This is a genomic window from Streptomyces sp. NPDC026672, from assembly GCF_040638185.1.
Lineage (GTDB): Bacteria > Actinomycetota > Actinomycetes > Streptomycetales > Streptomycetaceae > Streptomyces.
The window spans coordinates 94,065-112,869 of the sequence record NZ_JBEZXS010000031.1; the positions used below are offsets into that span (position 1 = coordinate 94,065).

The window sequence follows — 18,805 nt, forward strand, 5'->3', positions numbered from 1 at the left end:
TTCCGCACGCCTGAGCGATCGCACGGCCCCAATTCAGGCGTTGTCACACATCGCGACCGGACGTCCCCGTACGGTGGGCGGCGGGGAACTGATCTGTTGGGGAACGGATCTTTGCTGAGCTGTGCGGAGAGAGGGCTTGGGCCATGGACCGTGGCACCGAGGGGGAAGCACCTTCCGGCCGCGACGCCGGGGACAGAGCGGCCGGACGCGTCCCGCTCGCGGTGGTCGTCGTCGACCGCGGCGGCCTCGTGTCCCACTGGAGCAGCGGTGCGGGCCGACTGTTCGGCGCCGCCAGGGACGAGGCGATCGGGCGTCCCGTGGGCGACCTGCTCCCCGTCTCGGGAGCGCTCCCAGAGGAGGACGAGCTCACCGCGTACGACCTCCGCACCGGCTACGACGGACTCGGACCCGACCTCGGTTCCTCCATCGGCGGCCGGCTCGACTACCCGGCCGCCGGGCGGGCCCGGATCACCGTCGCCGAGCGCGACCGGGTCGACGTCCTGTGGTGGGCCTATCCGCTGGTGGGCCCCGGGCGCGAGCGGCTGCTGGTGCTGGCCGCCGACGCCGGCCGGCTGCGTGCCCACGGCACCTCGGGCGCCGACGGCGGGGCCGCGGAGTACTCCTCGGCGTACGAGCGACTGGCGCCCGGCTTCGCCCTGCACACCGACTTCCCCGGCTCCGACGAACTCGCCCGCCGGCTGCCCGAGATCCTGCCCGGCATGAGCGTCGCCGAGAGCGCCCGCGTCGTCGCCCAGGTCCTCGAACTCGGCTACCCCGTACTGGAGTTCAGCCGCGTCGACTGGGTGCAGGTCGCCTTCGACCGGAGTACGTCCTGAGGCACCGGGCGCGAGTACTCGGCGGGGTGTCCTTCGAGGCGGTGCGCGTGCGGGGCGAGCCCCGTGACCGGCTGGTGAGGCGCACCGGCGTACTCGTGCGAACGAGCGGGGAGGCCACGACGACCCCGGCGGCGCGCCGGGGGGTGCTCCCGTGCCGTGCGGTCGAAGGCGCGTGGCTCGCCGTCGCCGCGGCGCGTAACGTGGCGCAGCATGAAGATCCTCATCAGTGCCGACATGGAGGGGGCCACCGGTGTGACCTGGCCCGCCGACGTGCTTCCGGGGACGCCGCAGTGGGAGCGGTGCCGGGGGATGTTCACCTCGGACGTCGACGCCGCCGTGCGCGGCTTCTTCGACGGCGGCGCCGACGAGGTGCTGGTCAACGAGGCCCACTGGACCATGCGCAACCTCCTCCTTGAGCGGCTGGACGAGCGGGCGCAACTGCTCACGGGGCGGCACAAGTCGCTGTCCATGGTGGAGGGCGTGCAGCACGGCGACGTGGACGGCGTCGCGTTCGTCGGCTACCACGCGGGCGCCGGCTCCGAGGGCGTCCTCGCCCACACCTACCTCGCCAACTCCGTCACCGGTGTGTGGCTGAACGGCGTCCGCGCCAGCGAGGGCCTGCTCAACGCGCACGTGGTCGCCGAGTACGGCGTCCCCGTCGTCCTGGTCACCGGCGACGACGTGGCCTGCGAGGACGCGCTCGGCTACGCGCCCGAGGCCCGGAAGGTGGCCGTCAAGGACCATGTGTCGCGGTACGCCGCCGTGTGCCGCGCCCCGGCCCGCACCGCCGCCGACATCCGCGCCGCCGCCACGGCGGCCGTCACGCTCGCCGTGCGCCACGAACCCGTCACCGCGGGCCCCTTCACGATCGCCCTGGAGTTCGACGCCGAACACCTGGCGATGGCCCCCACCGTCGTGCCCGGCGTCGAACGGACCGGGGAGCGGCGGGTGGCCTACACCCACGACACCATGTACGAGGCAATCCGCACCTTCAAGGCGGTCACCACGATCGTCTCGGCCGCGGTGGAGGAGCAGTATGGCTGACGAGCAGGCGCTCGACGAGGTCGTCCGGTTCACGTCCGACCTCATCCGCATCGACACCGCCAACCGGGGCGGCGGCGACTGCCGGGAGCGGCCGGCCGCCGAGTACGCCGCCGAACAGCTGGCCGGCGCGGGCCTGGAACCGGTGCTCCTGGAGCGCGCCGAGGGCCGCACCAACGTCGTCGCCCGCGTCGAGGGCACCGACCCGTCCGCGCCCGGCCTGCTGCTCCACGGTCATCTGGACGTCGTGCCCGCGCAGGCCGGCGAGTGGAGCGTCCACCCGTTCTCCGGCGAGGTCCGCGACGGCGTCGTGTGGGGCCGGGGCGCGGTCGACATGAAGAACATGGACGCGATGATCCTCGCGGTCGTGCGGTCCTGGGCGCGTACCGGGACCCGGCCCCGGCGGGACGTGGTGATCGCGTTCACCGCGGACGAGGAGGCCAGCGCCGAGGACGGCTCCGGGTTCCTCGCCGACCGGCACGCCCACCTGTTCGAGGGCTGCACGGAGGGCGTCGGCGAGTCCGGGGCGTACACCTTCCACGACGGCACCGGACGGCAGATCTACCCGATCGCCGCAGGGGAGCGCGGCACCGGCTGGCTCCGGCTCACCGCCCGCGGACGCGCCGGACACGGCTCCAAGGTCAACCGGGAGAACGCGGTGACCCGGCTCGCCGCCGCGGTCACCCGCATCGGCGAGCACACGTGGCCGCCGCGCCTCACCCCGACCGTGCGGGCCGCGCTCACCGCGCTGGCCGCCCTCTACGGCATCGAGGCGGAGCCGGACGACCCGGACGGCGTCGATCTGCTCCTGGAGAAGCTCGGCCCGGCCGCCAAGCTCGTCGAGGCGACCGTCCGCAACAGCTCCAACCCGACGATGCTGGACGCCGGTTACAAGGTGAATGTGGTGCCGGGCGAGGCCGTCGCCCAGGTCGACGGACGTTTCCTGGCGGGCGGCGAGGACGAGTTCCGCGCCACCCTGGACCGGCTGACCGGGCCGGACGTGGACTGGGAGTTCGTCCACCGGGAGGTCGCCCTCCAGGCGCCGGTGGACTCCCCGACGTTCGCCCGGATGCGGGCCGCCGTCGAGGAGTTCGCGCCCGAGGGGCACGTGGTGCCGTTCTGCATGTCCGGCGGCACGGACGCCAAGCAGTTCTCCCGGCTCGGCATCACCGGGTACGGGTTCACCCCGCTGAAGCTGCCCGAGGGATACGACTACCAGGCCATGTTCCACGGGGTGGACGAGCGGGTGCCGGTCGAGGCGCTGCACTTCGGCGTCCGGGTGCTCGACCGCTTCCTGCGGACGGCCTGAGGGACGGGGGACGGAGAGATGGGGGACGAGATGCGGACCATGGCGTACGGCTCCTGGCCCTCGCCGATCGACGCGGCCCTGGCCGCCGCCCACGACGGACGCCCCGAGTGGGTGGGCTTCGTCGGCGACGAGACCTGGTGGACCGAGCCCCGGCCCGACGAGGGCGGCCGGCGCACCCTGGTGCGGCGGCGCGCCGACGGCACGGAGGAGGCGGTGCTGCCCGCCCCGTGGAACGTGCGCAGCCGGGTCCTCGAGTACGGCGGCCACCCCTGGGCCGGCGCCGTCCGGGACGGCCGCCCCCTGGTGGTCTTCGCGCACTTCGCCGACCAGCGGCTCTACCGGTACGAGCCCGGCAGCGAGCCGGTGCCGCTGACCCCGGTGTCCCCGGTGGGCGGCGGACTGCGCTGGGCGGAGCCGCGGCTGGACCTGGAGCGCGGCGAGGTCTGGTGCGTCCTGGAGGAGTTCACCGGCGAGGGGCCGAGCGACGTGCGCCGGGTGCCGGCCGCGGTGCCGCTGGACGGCTCGGCGGCGGGCGACCGCGCCGCCGTACGCGAACTCGCCCCCGAGCGGCACCGGTTCGTGACCGGACCGCGGCTGTCGCCCGACGGACGACAGGCCGTCTGGCTCGCCTGGGACCATCCGCGCATGCCGTGGGACGGCACCGAACTCGTCCTCGCCGACGTGACGGACGACGGCACCCTCCGCGCGGCGCGCACCGTCGCCGGCGGACCCCGGGAGTCCGTCGCCCAGGCCGACTGGTCGGCCGACGGACGGCTGCTGTGGTCCAGCGACCGCGACGGCTGGTGGAACCTCTACCGGGACGGCGTCCCGCTGTGCCCGCGCGAGGAGGAGTTCGGCGGCCCCCTGTGGAAGCTCGGGCACCGCTGGTTCGCCCCGCTCGGCAACGGCACGATCGCCGTGCTGCACGGCCGCGGCGACACCGCCCTCGGTGTCCTCGACCCCGAGAGCGGCGAGATCGTCGACGCGGTGGGGCCCTGGACCGAGTTCGCGCCCGCGCTCGCCGCGCTCGGCGAACGTGTGATCGCCGTCGGCGCGGGACCGCGCAGCGGGTACGAGGTCGTCGAGCTGGACGCCCGTACCGGCCGCGCCCGGGTGGTCGGCTCCCGCCACCACGACGCGGTCGACCCGTCCCATCTGCCCGAGCCGCGGGCCCGGACCTTCGCCGGGCCCGGCGGCCGCGAGGTCCACGCGCACGTCTACCCGCCGCACCACCCCGCCTGCGCGGCCCCCGACGGCGAACTGCCCCCGTACGTGGTGTGGGCGCACGGCGGGCCCACCAGCCGGACCCCGATGGTGCTCGACCTGGAGATCGCCTACTTCACCTCGCGCGGCATCGGGGTCGTCCAGGTCGACTACGGCGGCTCGACCGGGTACGGCCGCGCCTACCGCGAGCGGCTGCGCGAGCAGTGGGGCGTGGTCGACGTCGAGGACTGCGCGGCCGTCGCGCTGGCCCTCGCCGAGGAGGGCACCGCCGACCGCGCCCGCCTCGCCGTCCGGGGCGGCAGCGCCGGCGGCTGGACCACCGCCGCCTCCCTCACCGGCACCGACGTGTACGCCTGCGGCACGATCAGCTATCCGGTCCTCGACCTCGCCGGCTGGGGCACGGGGGAGACCCACGACTTCGAGTCGCAGTACCTGGAGAGCCTGGTCGGACCGCTCGCCGAGGTGCCCGACCGGTACGTCGAGCGCTCCCCCGCCGAGCACGCCGACCGGCTCACCGCGCCCTTCCTGCTGCTCCAGGGACTGGACGACGTGATCTGCCCGCCCGCCCAGTGCGAGCGCTTCCTCGCCCGGATCGGGAAGCGCGGGGTGCCGCACGCCTACCTCGCCTTCGAGGGGGAGGGGCACGGCTTCCGGCGCGCGGACACCATGGTGCGCGCCCTGGAGGCCGAACTCTCCCTGTACGCCCAGGTGTTCGGGCTGAACCCGCCCGGCGTGCCGACGCTGGAGCTGACCCGGTGACCCGTCTCGTACGCCCTCCCCGGCCGGCCCCGGGCGCCAAGGTGGCCGTCGTCGCCCCCAGCGGACCCGTCGCCGAGGAACGCCTCCAGGCCGGCCTCGACATCCTGCGCGGCTGGGACCTCGAACCGGTCGTCGCCCCGCACGTCCTGGACGTCGACGGCCGGCTCGGCTTCCTCGCGGGCACCGACGCCGACCGCGCCCGGGACCTGCAACGCGCCTGGTGCGACCCCACCGTGGCCGCCGTGCTCTGCGCCCGCGGCGGCTACGGCGCGCAGCGCGTCGTCGACCTGCTCGACTGGGACGCCATGCGCGCCGCCGGGCCCAAGGTCTTCGTCGGGTTCAGCGACGCGACCGCGCTGCACGAGGCGTTCGCCGTGCGCCTCGGCCTGGTCACCCTGTACGGGCCGGTCGTCGCCGGTGTCGACTTCGTCAAGAACAGCGCGGCCCAGGAGCATCTGCGCGCCACCCTCCTCGCCCCCGAGGAGACCCTGACGATCACCGGCCGGGGCTCCGCGCTGGTGCCCGGCCGGGCCCGCGGCAGCACCCTCGGCGGCTGCCTCCGACTGCTCGCGAGCGGCGTCGGCACCCCGCACACCCACGCCGGCGCGCGGGACGGGCTGCTGATGCTGGAGGACGTCGGGGAGGCCCCGTACAGCCTCGACCGCAGCCTGACGCAGTTGCTGCGCGCGGGCCGGTTCGACGGCGTCAAGGGTGTCCTGCTCGGCTCCTGGGACCGCTGCGGACCCTACGAGGAGCTGCGCCCGATGCTGGCCGACCGGCTCGGCGGGCTCGGCGTCCCGGTCGTCGAGGAGTTCGGCTTCGGGCACTGCGCGGGGGCGCTGACCGTGCCCCTCGGCGTCCCGGCCGAGCTCGACGCCGACGCGGGCACGCTGACCCTGGACGAGCCCGCCCTGAGCTGAGCGGGGCGGGGCCCGGCGGCGGCGTACGCTGGCGGGGTGCCGCACACCGCATTCCGCTACCTCGCCGAGGGCCCCCGGGTGGGGCTGCGTCCCTTCCGCCCGGAGGACGGCCCGGAGTTCACCGCGCGGGCGCGCGAGAGCAAGGACCTGCACCAGCCGTGGCTGTTCCCGCCGCTGACGGAGGCGGCGTACGCCGCGTACGCGGGCCGGCTGATCGAGGACCCCACCAAGGCCGGCTTCCTGGTGTGCGAGAAGGACGGCGGGGCCATCGCCGGGTTCATCAACATCAACAACATCGTCGGGGGCGGCTTCCAGTGCGGCGCCCTCGGCTACGGCGCCTTCGCGCACGCCGCCGGGCGCGGACTGATGCGCGAGGCGCTGGGCCTGGTCGTGGCGCACGCCTTCGGGCCGATGCGGCTGCACCGCCTGGAGATCAACGTCCAGCCGGGCAACGCCGCCTCCATCGCCCTCGCCCGCGGGGCGGGCTTCCGCCTGGAGGGCTTCTCCCCGGCCATGATCTTCATCGGCGGGGCCTGGCGGGACCACGAGCGGTGGGCGATCACCGCCGGGACGGGGACTTCCGGTTGACCTTCATCGTGTCGAGGTCGGTGACCGTCGACCGCAGACCGGTGAAGCCATGGCCGAGGTCCCGCAGCAGGGTCTCGGCCCGCTCCTCGGCGAGCGCCGCCGCCATCTCGTCGCCGTCCGCCGCGTCGGAGACCACCACGAACCGCATCGAGAAGTGCTTGAGCGGCGACGGCTCGTAGGACAGCGACCCCTCCTCGGTGAAGCGCATGCTCGCCAGCCCGTGCTCCGGGGCCTCGGCGAGCAGCCGCGCGCGGCCCTCGTCGGTCAGGCCGTCCCAGGTGCCCCGGACGATGACCCGGTAGGTGTGCCGCTCGCTCATGTGCCGTTCCGTCCTCGGTGCCGTGCCGGACGACTGTGCCGGACGGCCGACCCTATGCGGGCCGCCCCCGCCCCGGCCACGGGATTTCGGCGACGGCGGTCAGCTCCGCCGGTCCACGTACTCGAAGAGCGTGCCGTCCGGGTGCATGGCCAGCAGATTGTGCCCCGCCGGGGTGGCGACCGGGCCGACGAGGACGTGCGCCCCGAGGCCCGTCAGCAGGTGGCGGGCCTCCTCGACGTCCTTCACGGCTATGGTCGCGCCCACCTTGCGCAGCAGTTCCAGCTCGGACTCGGGACCGCTCATCAGAAGGAAGGAGCCGATCGCCGCGACCTGCACGTCGCCGCGTTCGAAGCGCTGCGCCGTGTTGCCCGTGAGGCGTTCGTAGAAGGGGACCGCGGTGGCGAGGTCGTCGACGCAGATGCGCAGTGTGGCGCCCAGAATCTCCATGCCCACGAGCCTAGTTGCGCCGGTGCGGCCCCCGTGATCGCTTCACCGGATCGCCGCACGCCCCGGACCCCGCCCGACCTCGGCGGACCGGTCCCCGTCAGACCGCCTTGCGGCACAGGATCTCGCCGTGCAGCACCGCGAACCAGCCGTCCTCGCGGGCGCCCCACTCCCGCCACGCGGCCGAGATCGCCCGCAGTTCCCCGGCGCTCGCGTGGCCGCCCTCGACGGCCCGTTCGGCGTACGAGGAGTCGACCGTGCGGTCCGCCCACAGCCCGCTCCACCACGCCCGCTCCGGCGCGGTGGCGAACGTCCAGGTGCCGGACGTCGCCGTGACGTCCGTCAGACCCGCCTCCAGCGCCCAGGACCTGAGCCGCCGCCCGGCGTCCGGCTCGCCCCCGTTGGCCCGCGCGACCCGCCGGTACAGGTCCAGCCAGTCGTCCAGGCCCGGCAGTTCGGGGTACCACGTCATCGCCGCGTAGTCCGAGTCGCGGACGGCGATGAACCCGCCCGGCTTCGTCACCCGGTGCATCTCGCGCAGCGCCCGCACCGGGTCGCCCACGTGCTGGAGCACCTGGTGGGCGTGGACCACGCAGAAGGTGTCGTCCGGGTGGTCCAGGGCGTGGACGTCGGCGACCGCGAAGTCCGTGTTCGTCAGGCCCCGTCCGGCGGCGGTGGCCCGGGCCCGCTCCAGGATGCCCGGCTCCCGGTCGACCCCGGTGACGTGTCCCTCGGGGACCAGCGCCGCCAGGTCGGCGGTGATGGTCCCCGGGCCGCAGCCGATGTCCAGGATCCTCATGTGCGGCTTGAGCGAACCGAGCAGGTACGCCGCCGAGTTGGCGGCGGTCCGCCAGGTGTGCGACCGCAGTACCGACTCGTGGTGCCCATGGGTGTAGACGGCGGTCTCGCGCGGTGTCGACATGGCACGGCCCCTTCCCTCCGGACCTTCCGGTGTGCCGGTCACGGTACGCCGACCGACCGAATGCCGAGACCCGCGTTTTGTCATGTGGACTGACGGGGTGTCAGGTGGAACATGGGGTCCCGGTGGGGCCGGTACACGGTGAGCGCCCTCGGCAGCTTCTCCAGGACCAGCTCGCCCGCCACCTCCGTGACCTCGCCGTCGTACGCCAGCAGCGTGCCGGGGGCCACGGACGCCAGCCGCAGCCGCTCCACCCGGACCGAGGCATGGGCCGGGGACCGGGTGAGCGGCGCGGCGAGCGCCGCGGCCAGCAACTGGAGCGCCGGCCTGCGGTCGCCGTGCACCACCCGCACGTCCAGCAGCCCGTCCGCCAGATCGAGCCGGCGTCCGGGCGTGAGCCCCAGCCGGTGGTAGACGCAGTTCCCGGCGAACAGCAGCCACATCGGATGCCGCCGGCCGGCCAGACGGACCTGGAGGGGATGCCGGTCGGCCCGCAGCACCCGCAGCGCGCCGAGCACCCCGGCCGGCCAGGAGCCGATCCGCTTCGACCAGTGCTCCCGCTCCCGCACCAGCTCCGGATACACGCCGAGGCTCAGCGTGTTGAGGAAGACGCCCTCCCGCCCGCCGCTGCGGAAGCGGCCCACGTCCACCCGCACCGCCTCGCCGCCCCGCACCGCGCGGGCGAGGTCCCGTGTGTCCTCGATGCCCAGGTCGTACGCGAAGTGGTTCAGGGTGCCGCCCGGCAGCACCGCGAGCGGCAGACCGTGGCGCAGCGCCGTCGCGGCGGCCGTGTTCACCGTGCCGTCCCCGCCGCACACCCCAAGGATCCGCGCCCGCGCCGCCGCCTTCTCCAACTCCGTGGCGACCTCCTCCGCGGGGCACTCGACGACCTCCGCCTCCGGCAGCTCGCCGCGCAGCGCCCGCACCCGCTCGGCGGTGCCCGACCCCTGGTTGGCGACGATCACCAGCCCCTCCCCGTCGGCCGGGGACGGCACCCGCGTACGCGGCTCGGCGCGCGGGCCGAGCTGGTTGCGCGTCGGCACCAGCCGCCGCAGCGCGAACGCGGCACCCGCGCCCAGGGCGGCACCCGCGAGCACGTCGCTCGGGAAGTGCACCCCCGTGTAGACGCGGGACATCGCCACCGAGAACGCCACCGGAGCCACCACCGCGCCCCAGGCCGGCGACTCCAGCGCGACCCCCGCCACGAAGGCCGCCGCCGACGCCGCGTGACCGGACGGGAACGACGTGGTGATCGGCTGCCGCTTCAGCCGCCGCACCAGCGGGACCGGGTCGAGCTGCGGCCGTGCGCGCCGCACCGAGCGCTTGCCGACGGTGTTGATCGTCAGGGAGGCCAGGCTCAGCGAGGCGATGCCGCGCACGGCCGCCCGGCGGGCCCGCGGGGTGCGGGACGCCGCGACGGCCGCCGCCGTCGCGAACCAGAGCACCCCGTGGTTGGCGCTGCGGCTCAGCCGGGGCAGCACACGCTCCGCGCCCGGCCAGTGGTGGTCCGCCGCCACCTGGAACAGCCGGGAGTCGAGACCGAGCAGCCAGGAGCGCAGGGCGTGCTGGCCGGGCTTGGGGACAGTGAGGTCGACGTCTGGGCTCATACGGGGGCGGGTACCCTGAACGCGCCGTTTCTTGTGCGCCGGTGGTGCGAACGAGCGAGAGGAACCCTGGATGCGACTGCTCCTCATCCGGCACGGCCAGACGCCGTCCAACGTGGCCTGGGTGCTCGACACCGCGGTCCCGGGCCCCGGCCTCACCCCGCTCGGGGAACGGCAGGCCGCCGCCCTGCCGGCGGCGCTCGCCGATGAGGACATCGAGGCCGTCTACGTCTCCACCCTCACCCGCACCCGGCTCACCGCCGCCCCGCTCGCCGCCGCCCGCGGTCTCGACCCGTACGTCCGCGACGGTCTGCGCGAGATCTCGGCCGGCGACCTGGAGATGCTGCCCGGCGACTCCGAGGCCGCCCATCTGTACATGACCACCGTGTTCGCCTGGGCCGAGGGCGACACCGCGCTGCGGATGCCCGGCGGGGAGAGCGGCGAGGAGGCGCTCGGACGCTACGACGCCGTGATCGCGGAGGCCGCGGCCTCCGGCGCCGGCACCGTCGCGATGGTCAGCCACGGCGCCGCCATCCGGATGTGGGCGGCCGCCCGCGCCGACAACGTCGACGTGCCCTTCGCCGCCGCCCACCACCTCGACAACACCGGGGTCGTCGTCCTGGAGGGCTCGCCCGCCGACGGCTGGAAGGCCCTGTCCTGGGCCGGCGCGGTCGTGGCGCCCACCGGGCCGAGCGGCCCCACCGGGGAACCCCTGGACGCGCCGGGCGAGGCGTCGGCGGCCGGATAACGGTTTGCCGTACCTTTGCCCGGCCCCGCAGAATGCCTGCCCATGGGACATCTGGAAGCCGCGCACCTCGAGTACCACCTCCCCGACGGGAGGACGCTGCTCGGAGACGTGTCCTTCCGCGTCGGCGAGGGCGCCGTGGTCGCCCTGGTCGGCCCCAACGGCGCCGGCAAGACCACCCTGCTGCGGCTGATCTCCGGCGAGCTGAAGCCGCACGGCGGCACGGTCACCGTGAGCGGCGGCCTCGGCGTGATGCGGCAGTTCGTGGGGTCCGTACGGGACGAGTCGACCGTCCGCGACCTGCTGGTGTCCGTCGCCCCGCCCCGCATCCGGGAGGCCGCCCGAGCCGTCGACGAGGCCGAGCACCTGATCATGACCGTCGACGACGAGGACGCCCAACTGCGGTACGCGCAGGCCCTCGCCGACTGGGCCGAGGTGCGCGGCTACGAGTCCGAGACCCTGTGGGACATGTGCACCACGGCCGCGCTCGGCATGCCCTACGAACGCGCCCAGTGGCGGCAGGTGCGCACCCTGTCCGGGGGCGAGCAGAAGCGGCTGGTCCTGGAGGCCCTGCTGCGCGGCACCGACGAGGTGCTGCTGCTCGACGAGCCCGACAACTACCTCGACGTGCCCGGCAAGCGCTGGCTGGAGGAACGCCTCGGGGAGACCCGCAAGACCGTGCTGTTCGTCTCCCACGACCGTGAACTCCTCGCCCGCGCCGCCAAGAAGATCGTCTCCGTGGAGCCCGGCCCGGCCGGCGCCGACGCGTGGGTGCACGGCGCGGGCTTCGCCACGTACCACGAGGCGCGGCGCGAACGCTTCGCCCGCTTCGAGGAGTTGCGCAGACGCTGGGACGAGAAGCACGCCCAACTGAAGAAACTGGTGCTCAGCCTGCGCCAGGCCGCCTCCATCAGCCACGAGCTGGCCTCCCGGTACGCGGCCGCGCAGACCCGGCTGCGCAAGTTCGAGGAGGCGGGGCCGCCCCCGGAGCCGCCGCGCGAGCAGGACATCACCATGCGCATCAAGGGCGGGCGCACCGGCGTACGGGCCGTCACCTGCGCGGGACTCGAGCTGACCGGACTGATGAAACCCTTCGACCTGGAGGTGTTCTACGGCGAACGCGTCGCCGTCCTCGGCTCCAACGGGTCCGGCAAGTCGCACTTCCTGCGGCTGCTCGCGGGCGACGACGTCGCGCACACCGGGCAGTGGAAGCTCGGGGCGCGGGTGCTGCCCGGACACTTCGCGCAGACCCACGCGCACCCCGAACTCGCGGGCCGCACACTCCTCGACATCCTGTGGCAGGAGCACTCCCAGGACCGGGGCGCGGCCATGTCCCGGCTGCGCCGCTACGAACTGACCCAGCAGTCCGAGCAGTCCTTCGACCGGCTCTCCGGCGGACAGCAGGCCCGGTTCCAGATCCTGCTGCTCGAACTCCAGGGCGTCACCGCGCTGCTCCTGGACGAGCCGACCGACAACCTCGACCTGGAGTCGGCCGAGGCGCTGCAGGAGGGTCTCGAGGCGTTCGACGGCACGGTGCTCGCGGTCACCCACGACCGGTGGTTCGCCCGCGCCTTCGACCGGTTCCTCGTCTTCGGCTCCGACGGACGGGTACGGGAGACGCCCGAGCCGGTGTGGGACGAGCGCCGGGTGGAGCGGGCGCGGTAGCTCCGCCGGGTCGGCCGTGACGCACCGGTGCCGCCTCTTCGGGGCGCTGCCGTGCGGGGCGTTCTTGTGCGGGGATTCGTACAGTGGAGCTCAGGACGCGAGGTCCCCTGGAACCCCTACGACGAGCGGGGCAGACCATGACCGGAGTCGACCCGGACCGGCTGGACGACCAGCAGCTCATGAAGGAGCTGGAGACGATCCACCGCACCCGCCACGACACGCTGCTCTACGGTTCGAACGACGCCCTGCGCGCCCACAACGAACGCATGGCCCAACTGGAGGGCGAGTACCTCCGCCGCAACCCCCGCCGCCTGGTCGCGGCGTCCCGCACCCGGGAGGGCGCCCGGGAGCGCGGCTGCGGCGGGGAGACCGGCCCGGGGGTCCCGGCGACCTGAGCTCCGCGGGCCCGGCCGGGGACCCGGCGCCGCTACGGGCGGCCCGGGGCCGCGCGTCACCCGATAGGCCGGACGCGTTGCGCCAATGGACCCCGGCGGCGGGCGGGTCCGGCGCGGGCGGGCTGTGATGGGTGGCGGGAGCACGAGTGCCGTGCTCCCGCCGCCGTCGGCCCCAAGGAGCCCGCCATGCGTCGCACCGCAGCCCGTGTCGTTCTCGCAGTCGCCCTGGCCGGCGCGGTCGTGGGCACCGCTCCGGCCGCGTCGGCGGACCCCGCCGCCCGGGTCAGACCCGCCACCGCCGCACCGGGCGGCAGCGTCACCGTCTCCGTGACCTGCGCGTCCGCCGCCGACACCGCCCCGGTGTCCGTCAACGCCGCCTCGACCGCCTTCGAGGGGGGCGTCGTCCGGCTGAGCCGGGTGACCGGCGCCGGCGGCGCGACGGGAGCCGCCTACCGCGGCACCGCCCGCGTCGCCCCCGACGGGGGCACCGGGGACGGCACCCGGACGGTCACCGGCACCTGCCCGGCCGCACCCGGCACGACGGGGACATCCTGGGAGACCACGTTCCGGGTCCCCCGAGAACGCGCGGTGGGCGAGGAGGGGGAGGACGGGACCGAGGGCGACGGCGACACCGGGAGCCGGAGGTTCGACATCGACACCCCGCTCGGCGACTTCAGCGACCTGGGCGACCTGGGCGATCTCGGTGACCTGGGAGGCGCCGGTGACCTGGGAGGCGCCGGGACCGGCGGGGTCGGGCAGGACCCGACCGGCAGGCCGCGACAGGACCCGACCGGCGGGGTCGGCCAGGACGGGGGCGGGATCGGCGGCACGCGGGAGTGCGCCGGAACCAGGTCCTGCGCAGGACAGGAACGGACCGCACCCGGCACCGACGACGACACCGACACCGACACCGGCGAGAGCTGGGGCACCGACACCGGCACCGAGGACGGCGACGAAACCGGCACCGGTACGGGCGACGGCCGGGGCACCGGAACCGGCGACGGTACCGAGGAGGGCGACGGCACCGGCTCCGGTACGGGCACCGACAATGGCCACGGCACCGGCTCCGGTACGGGCACCGACAATGGCCACGGCACCGGTACCGGCGGTGACGGCTCCGGCTTGGGCACCGGCACCGGCACCGGCTCCGCCGAGAAGTGTGACGACGGGCAGACCTGTTCCGGCGGCCACGCCTGCGCCGGTGCCGAGCCCTGTGCCGATTCCTCCGCCTGCGCCGAACCCCGCGGAGCGTCCTGCGAGGACGGGCGGGAGTGCGCCCCGGCCGCCGACGGCGCCGGCTGCCGCCCCGCGGGCGACCGGCCGACCGCGGAGCGCCCCGCCGGGGAGCTGCTGGGTGTGGACGCCGGCGAGGGCGGGTCCCTCGGCGGTTCCACCGTCGCGCTCGTCGCCGGCCTCGCCCTCGTCCTCGGCGCCCTCGCCGCCGCCGTGCACCGCCTGTGCCGCCGCCAGGACGCCTACGACACGCACGGCTGAACGGGACGGTCGTAGCGCACGTGACAGCGGGCATACGACACGGCGGCACCCACGGCACGGAGGCGGACATGCGGCGCACGGATCCCGAGAGCCCGACCGAGAGCCACGGCCCCGTCCGCTACGGCCCCTCCCTCCCCGGTGACGGACTGCCCGTCCTGCCCGAACTGGCCGAGACCCTGGCCCGTGCCGCCCACCGCGAGGACGCCGAACCGGCGGGCGGCGGGGACACGCTCCTCGATGCCGCCCGCGGCTACTGGGCCAGACGCGGTCTCCCCGCCGGGCCCACCCGTGTCGCCGCCGGACCCGGCGCCCCCTCCCTGCTGCTGGCGCTGACCGCGGCGCTCGGCGGCGACGTCCTGGTGCCCCGCCCCTGCGCCGCCTGGTGGGCGCCGTACGCGCGGCTGCTCGGCCGGCCGGTCTTCCACGTCGCGACCCCGCCCGAGAGCGGCGGCGTCCCGGACCCGTACGCCCTGCTGGAGACCGTCCGCCGGGTCCGTGCCGAGGGCGGCGACCCCCGGCTGCTCGTCCTGTCCGTCGCCGACGACCCCACCGCCACCGTCGCCCCGCCCGAGGCCCTGCACGAGACCGTCGAGGCCGCCCAGGGCGAGGGGATGCACCTGGTCAGCGACGAGACCTGGCGCGACACCCTGCACGCCCCGCACGACACGGTGCTGCTCAGCCCGGCCGAGATGCTGCCCGACCGGGTCACCGTCGTCACCGACCTCGCCGGTGCCCTGCTGCCGCCCGGCTGGCCCGCCGCCGTCGCCCGCTTCCCCGAGGGCCCCGAGGGCGGCTCCCTGCACGCGCGCGTGCTCGACGTGCTCACCGCGCTGGACGCGACCGTCGCCGCTCCCGTCGCGGCCGCCGCCGCCCACGCCCTCGGCGAACCCGGCCCGGTCGCCGACCGCCGCGCCGCCGTCGTACGGCTGCACGCGCGCCTGGCCGCCGCCGTCCACGCCGCCGCCGTCGCCGCGGGTGCCCTCGCCCGCCCGCCGCGGGCCGGCCGTCACGTCTACATCGACCTCGGCGAACTGCGCGGCCCGCTCGGCGCGCACGGGGTGGGCGACGCACAGGAGTTGGAGGACTTCCTCACCGCCCGGCTCGGCATGCCCGCCCCCGGCGGCCATCGCTTCGGCGACGATCTCGCGGCGCTGCGCGTACGGCTGTCCACCGGGCCTCTCCTGGCCGGTGGCGACACCGAGCGCGCGGAATGCCTCACGTCACCCTCGCCGTTGGAACTGCCACACGTGCAACGCGCGTTGACCTCCTTGAGGTCGGTCTTCGACGATCTCCGCGACGACGCTCAGCGATGGGAGCCTCCTCGATGACGCAGCAGCTGCCGCAGTCCGGGTCACCCACCACGATCACGACGCCCACGGAGGCCGCCACCGCGGCCGCCACCCCCCTCGCGCCCCCGTCCCCGCCGCTCGCCGAACCCCGCCCGCTGGGCGAACTCCGGGTCTGGCCGCGGGCCTTCCACGACCGGCTCACCGCTCCCCTCCCCGGCCTCAAGGCCCTCGCCCGCTTCGCCCGCGAGGGTTCCGTACGTCCCCGGCCCGAGGGCCTGGCCGACGTACCGCACATCCCGTTCGAACCGGGGCCGCCGCCCCCCGTCGCCACCGGCACCCTCTCCGTCGGCTGGGCGGGACACGCCAGCTGGGTCGTGCGGATCGGCGAACTGACCGTCCTGACCGACCCGGTGTGGTCCCGCCGCATCATCGGCACCCCCGCCCGCATCACCCCCGTGGGCATGGAGTGGGACACCCTGCCGCGTATCGACGCGGTCGTCATCAGCCACAACCACTACGACCACCTCGACGCACCGACCCTGCGCCTACTCCCGCGCGACACCCCGGTGTTCGTGCCCGCCGGGCTCGGACGCTGGTTCCGGCGGCGCCGGTTCACCACCGTCACCGAGCTGGACTGGTGGGAGGCGGCCGAACTCTCCGGCGTCCGCTTCGACTTCGTGCCCGCCCACCACTGGTCCAGGCGCGGCCTCGCGGACACCTGCCGCAGCCTGTGGGGCGGTTGGGTGCTCACCGCGCCCGACGGCCCGCGCGTCTACTTCGCCGGCGACTCCGGATACGGCCACTGGTTCTCCCGCATCGGCCGCCGCCACCCCGGCATCGACCTGGCCCTGCTGCCGATCGGGGCGTACGACCCGCGCTGGTGGCTCAGCGACGTCCACTGCGACCCGGAGGAGGCCGTCCGGGCCCATCTCGACCTCGGCGCCCGCCGGATGGCGCCCATGCACTGGGGCACCTTCGTGCTGTCCGCCGAACCCGTCCTCGAACCCCTGACCAGGGTGCGGGCCGCCTGGGAACGGGCGGGACTGGACCGGGACGACCTGTGGGACCTGCCGGTGGGCGGTTCCCGGGTGCTCGACTAGCCGCCGACACCGGCACCGACGCCGACAGTGGCACCAACGCTGACGACGGACGGACCGGGGAGCGCGGGGACCGTGGAGCCGGGCACAGGCGCGGCTCCGCACCCCACGCACCCCACCCGGACCGGTCTCACCCCGACCGGTGCGCCGGCGTGGCTCCCCGCAGGCGCCGCCAGAGGCCCGGCACCAGGCTGATGGCGAGCGTCAGCGCGACGGCCGCGACCACGCCCTCCCACGGCTCGTTGAACAGCGACCCGCCCAGAATGCCGATCAGCTGGTACGTCGCCGCCCACGCCAGGCACGCCGGGAGGTTGCCGCGGGCGAAGCGGCGCAGCGGCCAGTCCGCCATCAGACAGGCCAGCATCACCGGGATGCGGCCCGCCGGGACCAGCCGCGACAGCACCAGCACCGCCACCCCGTGCTCGGCCAGCTTGTCCTGCGCCTGCGTCAGCCGCTCCTCGGGCGCCCGCGACCGTATGGCCTCCAGCCAGCGCGAGCCGTTCTTCGACCGCATGCCGCGCCGCCCCAGCCAGTACAGCGCGGCGTCCCCGAGGAACGCGGCCAGCGACGCCGTCACGAAGACCAGCGCCATCGAGAACGGCGCCGTCTGGTGGAAGGCGACCACGCCCGCCGAACTCACCAGCGCCCCCGTCGGGACCACCGGCACCAGCGCGCCGATCAGCACCAGCAGGAACAACGACGGATAGCCGAGCGCCTGCTGGGTCGACTCCGGCGGCACGGACGTCGTCGCCGCCGTGAACCAGCTCACCGGGCGACCTTCGGGCGCACGCACTCGCCGTGCCCGAGCCTGTGCACCGCCACCCCCGGGGCCAGCTCGGCCGCCAGGCGCACGAACTCGTCGCCCGGCGCATGGAACTCATGGGGGCGCACGGCGTCCATCCCGATCGGCCAGTACGTCCCGTAGTGGACCGGCACCGCGCTGCGGGGCGCAAGGGCGGCGAGGGCGTGCGCCGCCCGCCCGGCGTCCAGGTGCTCCGGGCCGAGGTACGGTCCCCAGCCGCCGACCGGCAGCAGCGCCACGTCCACCGGGCCGACCTCCGCGGTCATCGACGTGTACAGCCCGGTGTCCCCGGCGAAGTACGTACGCGCCTCGCCCTCCACGACGTACCCCAGGGCGGGGGAGCGGCGCGGGCCGACCGGCAGCCGCCGTCCGTCGTGCAGCGCGGGCACCGCCCGCACGACCAGGTCGCCCACCGGCGTCTCGTCGCCCGGCGCCACCTCGGTGATCCGCAGGTGGGAGAGCCGGCGCAGCCCCGGCACCGCCCGCGGCGCCCCCCGCGGCACGAGCAGGAGGGTGCCCGGGGCGAGCCGGGTCAGCGAGGGGACGTGCAGGTGATCGGCGTGCAGATGGGACACGAGGACGACGTCCGCGAGGGCCGCCTCGGGCGGGGGCGGGGCGCCCCGGCGGCGGCGCAGATGCGCGAGCCGGCGCGCGAAAAGGGGGTCCGTGAGGACGCGCACGCCCGAGTCCTCCAGCGTGCAGGTGGCGTGACCCCACCACGTGATCTCCACCGGCACCTTCTTTGCCCCCTTCGCGCGACTCCCCCGAAGCCTACGGGCAGGAGTAGGGTCGGCGGCGAAACCCGGAGGTGAGGGGGGACGCCATGGGACCGGTGCGCGTCACGGCGATCGCGAGCCTGACTCCGCTGGAGGAGCTGGAGGCCGATCCCTTCCTCGTGGACTCGCGCAGCCAGCACGCGATGTGCGCCCGCTGGGCCGTGGAGCGCGGGTACGTGGTCGCGCGTGAACTGCTCGTGCGGGGGCTGCGGGCGGACCACAGCATCCTGTGGGACGGGGTGCGGCCGGGCGCGGACCTGTTCGTCGCGCCGAGCCGGCGGGTGCTGGAGAGCGCCCTGTCGTCGGTCGAGGAGTTCACCGCGGAGTGCGCGCGGCGCGGGGTGCGCGTCGAGACGGTCGGCTGTGCGGAGCCCCGCTACGACGCCCAGATGAAGGCCAGCGTCCACCGCCGCCTCTCGATGCCCACGGCCGGCTACGACGGCCGCTAGGGCGTGTTTCGAAAGTCCCGCCTGGCCCGCGGCGTCTGGCACGCACACTCGCTGCGTTGTCGGAACGCCCGAGTACATCCAGTACGAGGGCGATCCTCCGCCTTGCGATTGCACGCACCAGACGCCGCGG

The 18,805-nt window shown here is 75.1% G+C and carries 18 protein-coding genes and 1 pseudogene; 13 read left to right on the forward strand and 6 right to left on the reverse strand.

From position 1 onward, the window contains the following. Positions 1-143: 143 nt before the first annotated feature. The 6 genes and pseudogenes from AB0F77_RS30395 to AB0F77_RS30420 form a co-directional block, all read left to right on the forward strand. Positions 144-794 (forward strand): annotated as a pseudogene (locus tag AB0F77_RS30395) (PAS domain-containing protein); the annotation flags it as partial. A gap of 252 nt (positions 795-1,046) precedes the next feature. Beyond that, on the forward strand, positions 1,047-1,880 hold the full coding sequence (locus AB0F77_RS30400) for a M55 family metallopeptidase (RefSeq protein WP_361954891.1): 834 nt from the start codon (positions 1,047-1,049) through the stop codon (positions 1,878-1,880). Continuing rightward, complete coding sequence (locus AB0F77_RS30405; RefSeq protein WP_361954892.1) at positions 1,873-3,186, forward strand: M20/M25/M40 family metallo-hydrolase; 1,314 nt, start codon at positions 1,873-1,875, stop codon at positions 3,184-3,186. The genes AB0F77_RS30400 and AB0F77_RS30405 overlap by 8 nt, the downstream gene beginning before the upstream one ends. An 18-nt stretch (positions 3,187-3,204) precedes the next feature. Further along, complete coding sequence (locus AB0F77_RS30410) at positions 3,205-5,169, forward strand: prolyl oligopeptidase family serine peptidase (RefSeq protein WP_361954893.1); 1,965 nt, start codon at positions 3,205-3,207, stop codon at positions 5,167-5,169. Beyond that, on the forward strand, positions 5,166-6,089 hold the full coding sequence (locus tag AB0F77_RS30415) for an LD-carboxypeptidase (RefSeq protein WP_361954894.1): 924 nt from the start codon (positions 5,166-5,168) through the stop codon (positions 6,087-6,089). The genes AB0F77_RS30410 and AB0F77_RS30415 overlap by 4 nt, the downstream gene beginning before the upstream one ends. A gap of 36 nt (positions 6,090-6,125) precedes the next feature. Further along, on the forward strand, positions 6,126-6,677 hold the full coding sequence (locus AB0F77_RS30420) for a GNAT family protein (RefSeq protein WP_361954895.1): 552 nt from the start codon (positions 6,126-6,128) through the stop codon (positions 6,675-6,677). On the opposite strand, the gene AB0F77_RS30425 is transcribed toward AB0F77_RS30420, so the two are convergent. The 4 genes from AB0F77_RS30425 to AB0F77_RS30440 all read right to left on the reverse strand — a co-directional run bounded on the left by AB0F77_RS30425 (position 6,649) and on the right by AB0F77_RS30440 (position 9,966). Next, positions 6,649-6,996 carry a DUF6204 family protein gene (locus tag AB0F77_RS30425; RefSeq protein ID WP_361954896.1) on the reverse strand — a complete coding sequence of 116 codons (348 nt, stop codon included), beginning with the start codon at positions 6,994-6,996 and terminating at the stop codon, positions 6,649-6,651. The two genes, AB0F77_RS30420 and AB0F77_RS30425, sit on opposite strands and share 29 nt — an antisense overlap. A 99-nt stretch (positions 6,997-7,095) precedes the next feature. Then, positions 7,096-7,443 (reverse strand): VOC family protein, encoded by a 348-nt coding sequence (locus AB0F77_RS30430; protein ID WP_361954897.1) that lies wholly within the window; start codon positions 7,441-7,443, stop codon positions 7,096-7,098. A gap of 97 nt (positions 7,444-7,540) precedes the next feature. After that, positions 7,541-8,362, reverse strand: a complete 822-nt coding sequence (locus AB0F77_RS30435) for a methyltransferase domain-containing protein (RefSeq protein ID WP_361954898.1) — start codon at positions 8,360-8,362, stop codon at positions 7,541-7,543. 80 nt (positions 8,363-8,442) lie between these two features. After that, the gene (locus AB0F77_RS30440) at positions 8,443-9,966 is read right to left on the reverse strand and encodes a phosphatase PAP2 family protein (protein WP_361954899.1); all 1,524 of its coding nucleotides are present in this window, start codon (positions 9,964-9,966) and stop codon (positions 8,443-8,445) included. A 70-nt stretch (positions 9,967-10,036) separates the two neighbouring features. Between AB0F77_RS30440 and AB0F77_RS30445 the strand changes: the two genes are divergently transcribed. The 6 genes from AB0F77_RS30445 (at position 10,037) to AB0F77_RS30470 (ending at position 16,651) form a co-directional block, all read left to right on the forward strand. Next, the gene (locus tag AB0F77_RS30445; RefSeq protein WP_361954900.1) at positions 10,037-10,711 is read left to right on the forward strand and encodes a histidine phosphatase family protein; all 675 of its coding nucleotides are present in this window, start codon (positions 10,037-10,039) and stop codon (positions 10,709-10,711) included. Between the two features lie 42 nt (positions 10,712-10,753). Next, the gene (locus AB0F77_RS30450) at positions 10,754-12,373 is read left to right on the forward strand and encodes an ATP-binding cassette domain-containing protein (protein WP_361954901.1); all 1,620 of its coding nucleotides are present in this window, start codon (positions 10,754-10,756) and stop codon (positions 12,371-12,373) included. Between the two features lie 137 nt (positions 12,374-12,510). After that, positions 12,511-12,768, forward strand: coding sequence for a DUF6158 family protein (locus AB0F77_RS30455; RefSeq protein ID WP_361954902.1), 258 nt, complete (start codon positions 12,511-12,513; stop codon positions 12,766-12,768). Positions 12,769-12,954: 186 nt separating this feature from the next. Then, positions 12,955-14,262, forward strand: a complete 1,308-nt coding sequence (locus AB0F77_RS30460) for a hypothetical protein (RefSeq protein ID WP_361954903.1) — start codon at positions 12,955-12,957, stop codon at positions 14,260-14,262. Between the two features lie 68 nt (positions 14,263-14,330). Then, positions 14,331-15,590, forward strand: a complete 1,260-nt coding sequence (locus tag AB0F77_RS30465) for an aminotransferase class I/II-fold pyridoxal phosphate-dependent enzyme (protein ID WP_361954904.1) — start codon at positions 14,331-14,333, stop codon at positions 15,588-15,590. Further along, complete coding sequence (locus tag AB0F77_RS30470) at positions 15,587-16,651, forward strand: MBL fold metallo-hydrolase (protein WP_361954905.1); 1,065 nt, start codon at positions 15,587-15,589, stop codon at positions 16,649-16,651. The genes AB0F77_RS30465 and AB0F77_RS30470 overlap by 4 nt, the downstream gene beginning before the upstream one ends. Before the next feature lie 127 nt (positions 16,652-16,778). Here the strand turns inward: AB0F77_RS30470 and AB0F77_RS30475 are convergent, their stop codons facing one another. After that, a complete protein-coding gene (locus AB0F77_RS30475) occupies positions 16,779-17,417 on the reverse strand; it encodes a VTT domain-containing protein (RefSeq protein ID WP_361954906.1) in 639 nt (212 codons plus the stop codon). Beyond that, a complete protein-coding gene (locus AB0F77_RS30480; protein ID WP_361954907.1) occupies positions 17,414-18,187 on the reverse strand; it encodes an MBL fold metallo-hydrolase in 774 nt (257 codons plus the stop codon). The genes AB0F77_RS30475 and AB0F77_RS30480 overlap by 4 nt, the downstream gene beginning before the upstream one ends. A gap of 86 nt (positions 18,188-18,273) precedes the next feature. Between AB0F77_RS30480 and AB0F77_RS30485 the strand changes: the two genes are divergently transcribed. After that, positions 18,274-18,675, forward strand: coding sequence for a hypothetical protein (locus AB0F77_RS30485; protein WP_361954908.1), 402 nt, complete (start codon positions 18,274-18,276; stop codon positions 18,673-18,675). The last annotated feature ends 130 nt before the right edge of the window (positions 18,676-18,805 follow it).

Coding starts and splice junctions, on each gene's coding strand:
- AB0F77_RS30400 (WP_361954891.1), top strand. CDS start 1,047: ATGAAGATCCTCATCAGTGCCGACATGGAGGGGGCCACCGGTGTGACC.
- AB0F77_RS30405 (WP_361954892.1), top strand. CDS start 1,873: ATGGCTGACGAGCAGGCGCTCGACGAGGTCGTCCGGTTCACGTCCGAC.
- AB0F77_RS30410 (WP_361954893.1), top strand. CDS start 3,205: ATGGGGGACGAGATGCGGACCATGGCGTACGGCTCCTGGCCCTCGCCG.
- AB0F77_RS30425 (WP_361954896.1), bottom strand. CDS start 6,996: ATGAGCGAGCGGCACACCTACCGGGTCATCGTCCGGGGCACCTGGGAC.
- AB0F77_RS30430 (WP_361954897.1), bottom strand. CDS start 7,443: ATGGAGATTCTGGGCGCCACACTGCGCATCTGCGTCGACGACCTCGCC.
- AB0F77_RS30435 (WP_361954898.1), bottom strand. CDS start 8,362: ATGTCGACACCGCGCGAGACCGCCGTCTACACCCATGGGCACCACGAG.
- AB0F77_RS30440 (WP_361954899.1), bottom strand. CDS start 9,966: ATGAGCCCAGACGTCGACCTCACTGTCCCCAAGCCCGGCCAGCACGCC.
- AB0F77_RS30445 (WP_361954900.1), top strand. CDS start 10,037: ATGCGACTGCTCCTCATCCGGCACGGCCAGACGCCGTCCAACGTGGCC.
- AB0F77_RS30450 (WP_361954901.1), top strand. CDS start 10,754: ATGGGACATCTGGAAGCCGCGCACCTCGAGTACCACCTCCCCGACGGG.
- AB0F77_RS30455 (WP_361954902.1), top strand. CDS start 12,511: ATGACCGGAGTCGACCCGGACCGGCTGGACGACCAGCAGCTCATGAAG.
- AB0F77_RS30460 (WP_361954903.1), top strand. CDS start 12,955: ATGCGTCGCACCGCAGCCCGTGTCGTTCTCGCAGTCGCCCTGGCCGGC.
- AB0F77_RS30465 (WP_361954904.1), top strand. CDS start 14,331: ATGCGGCGCACGGATCCCGAGAGCCCGACCGAGAGCCACGGCCCCGTC.
- AB0F77_RS30470 (WP_361954905.1), top strand. CDS start 15,587: ATGACGCAGCAGCTGCCGCAGTCCGGGTCACCCACCACGATCACGACG.
- AB0F77_RS30485 (WP_361954908.1), top strand. CDS start 18,274: ATGGGACCGGTGCGCGTCACGGCGATCGCGAGCCTGACTCCGCTGGAG.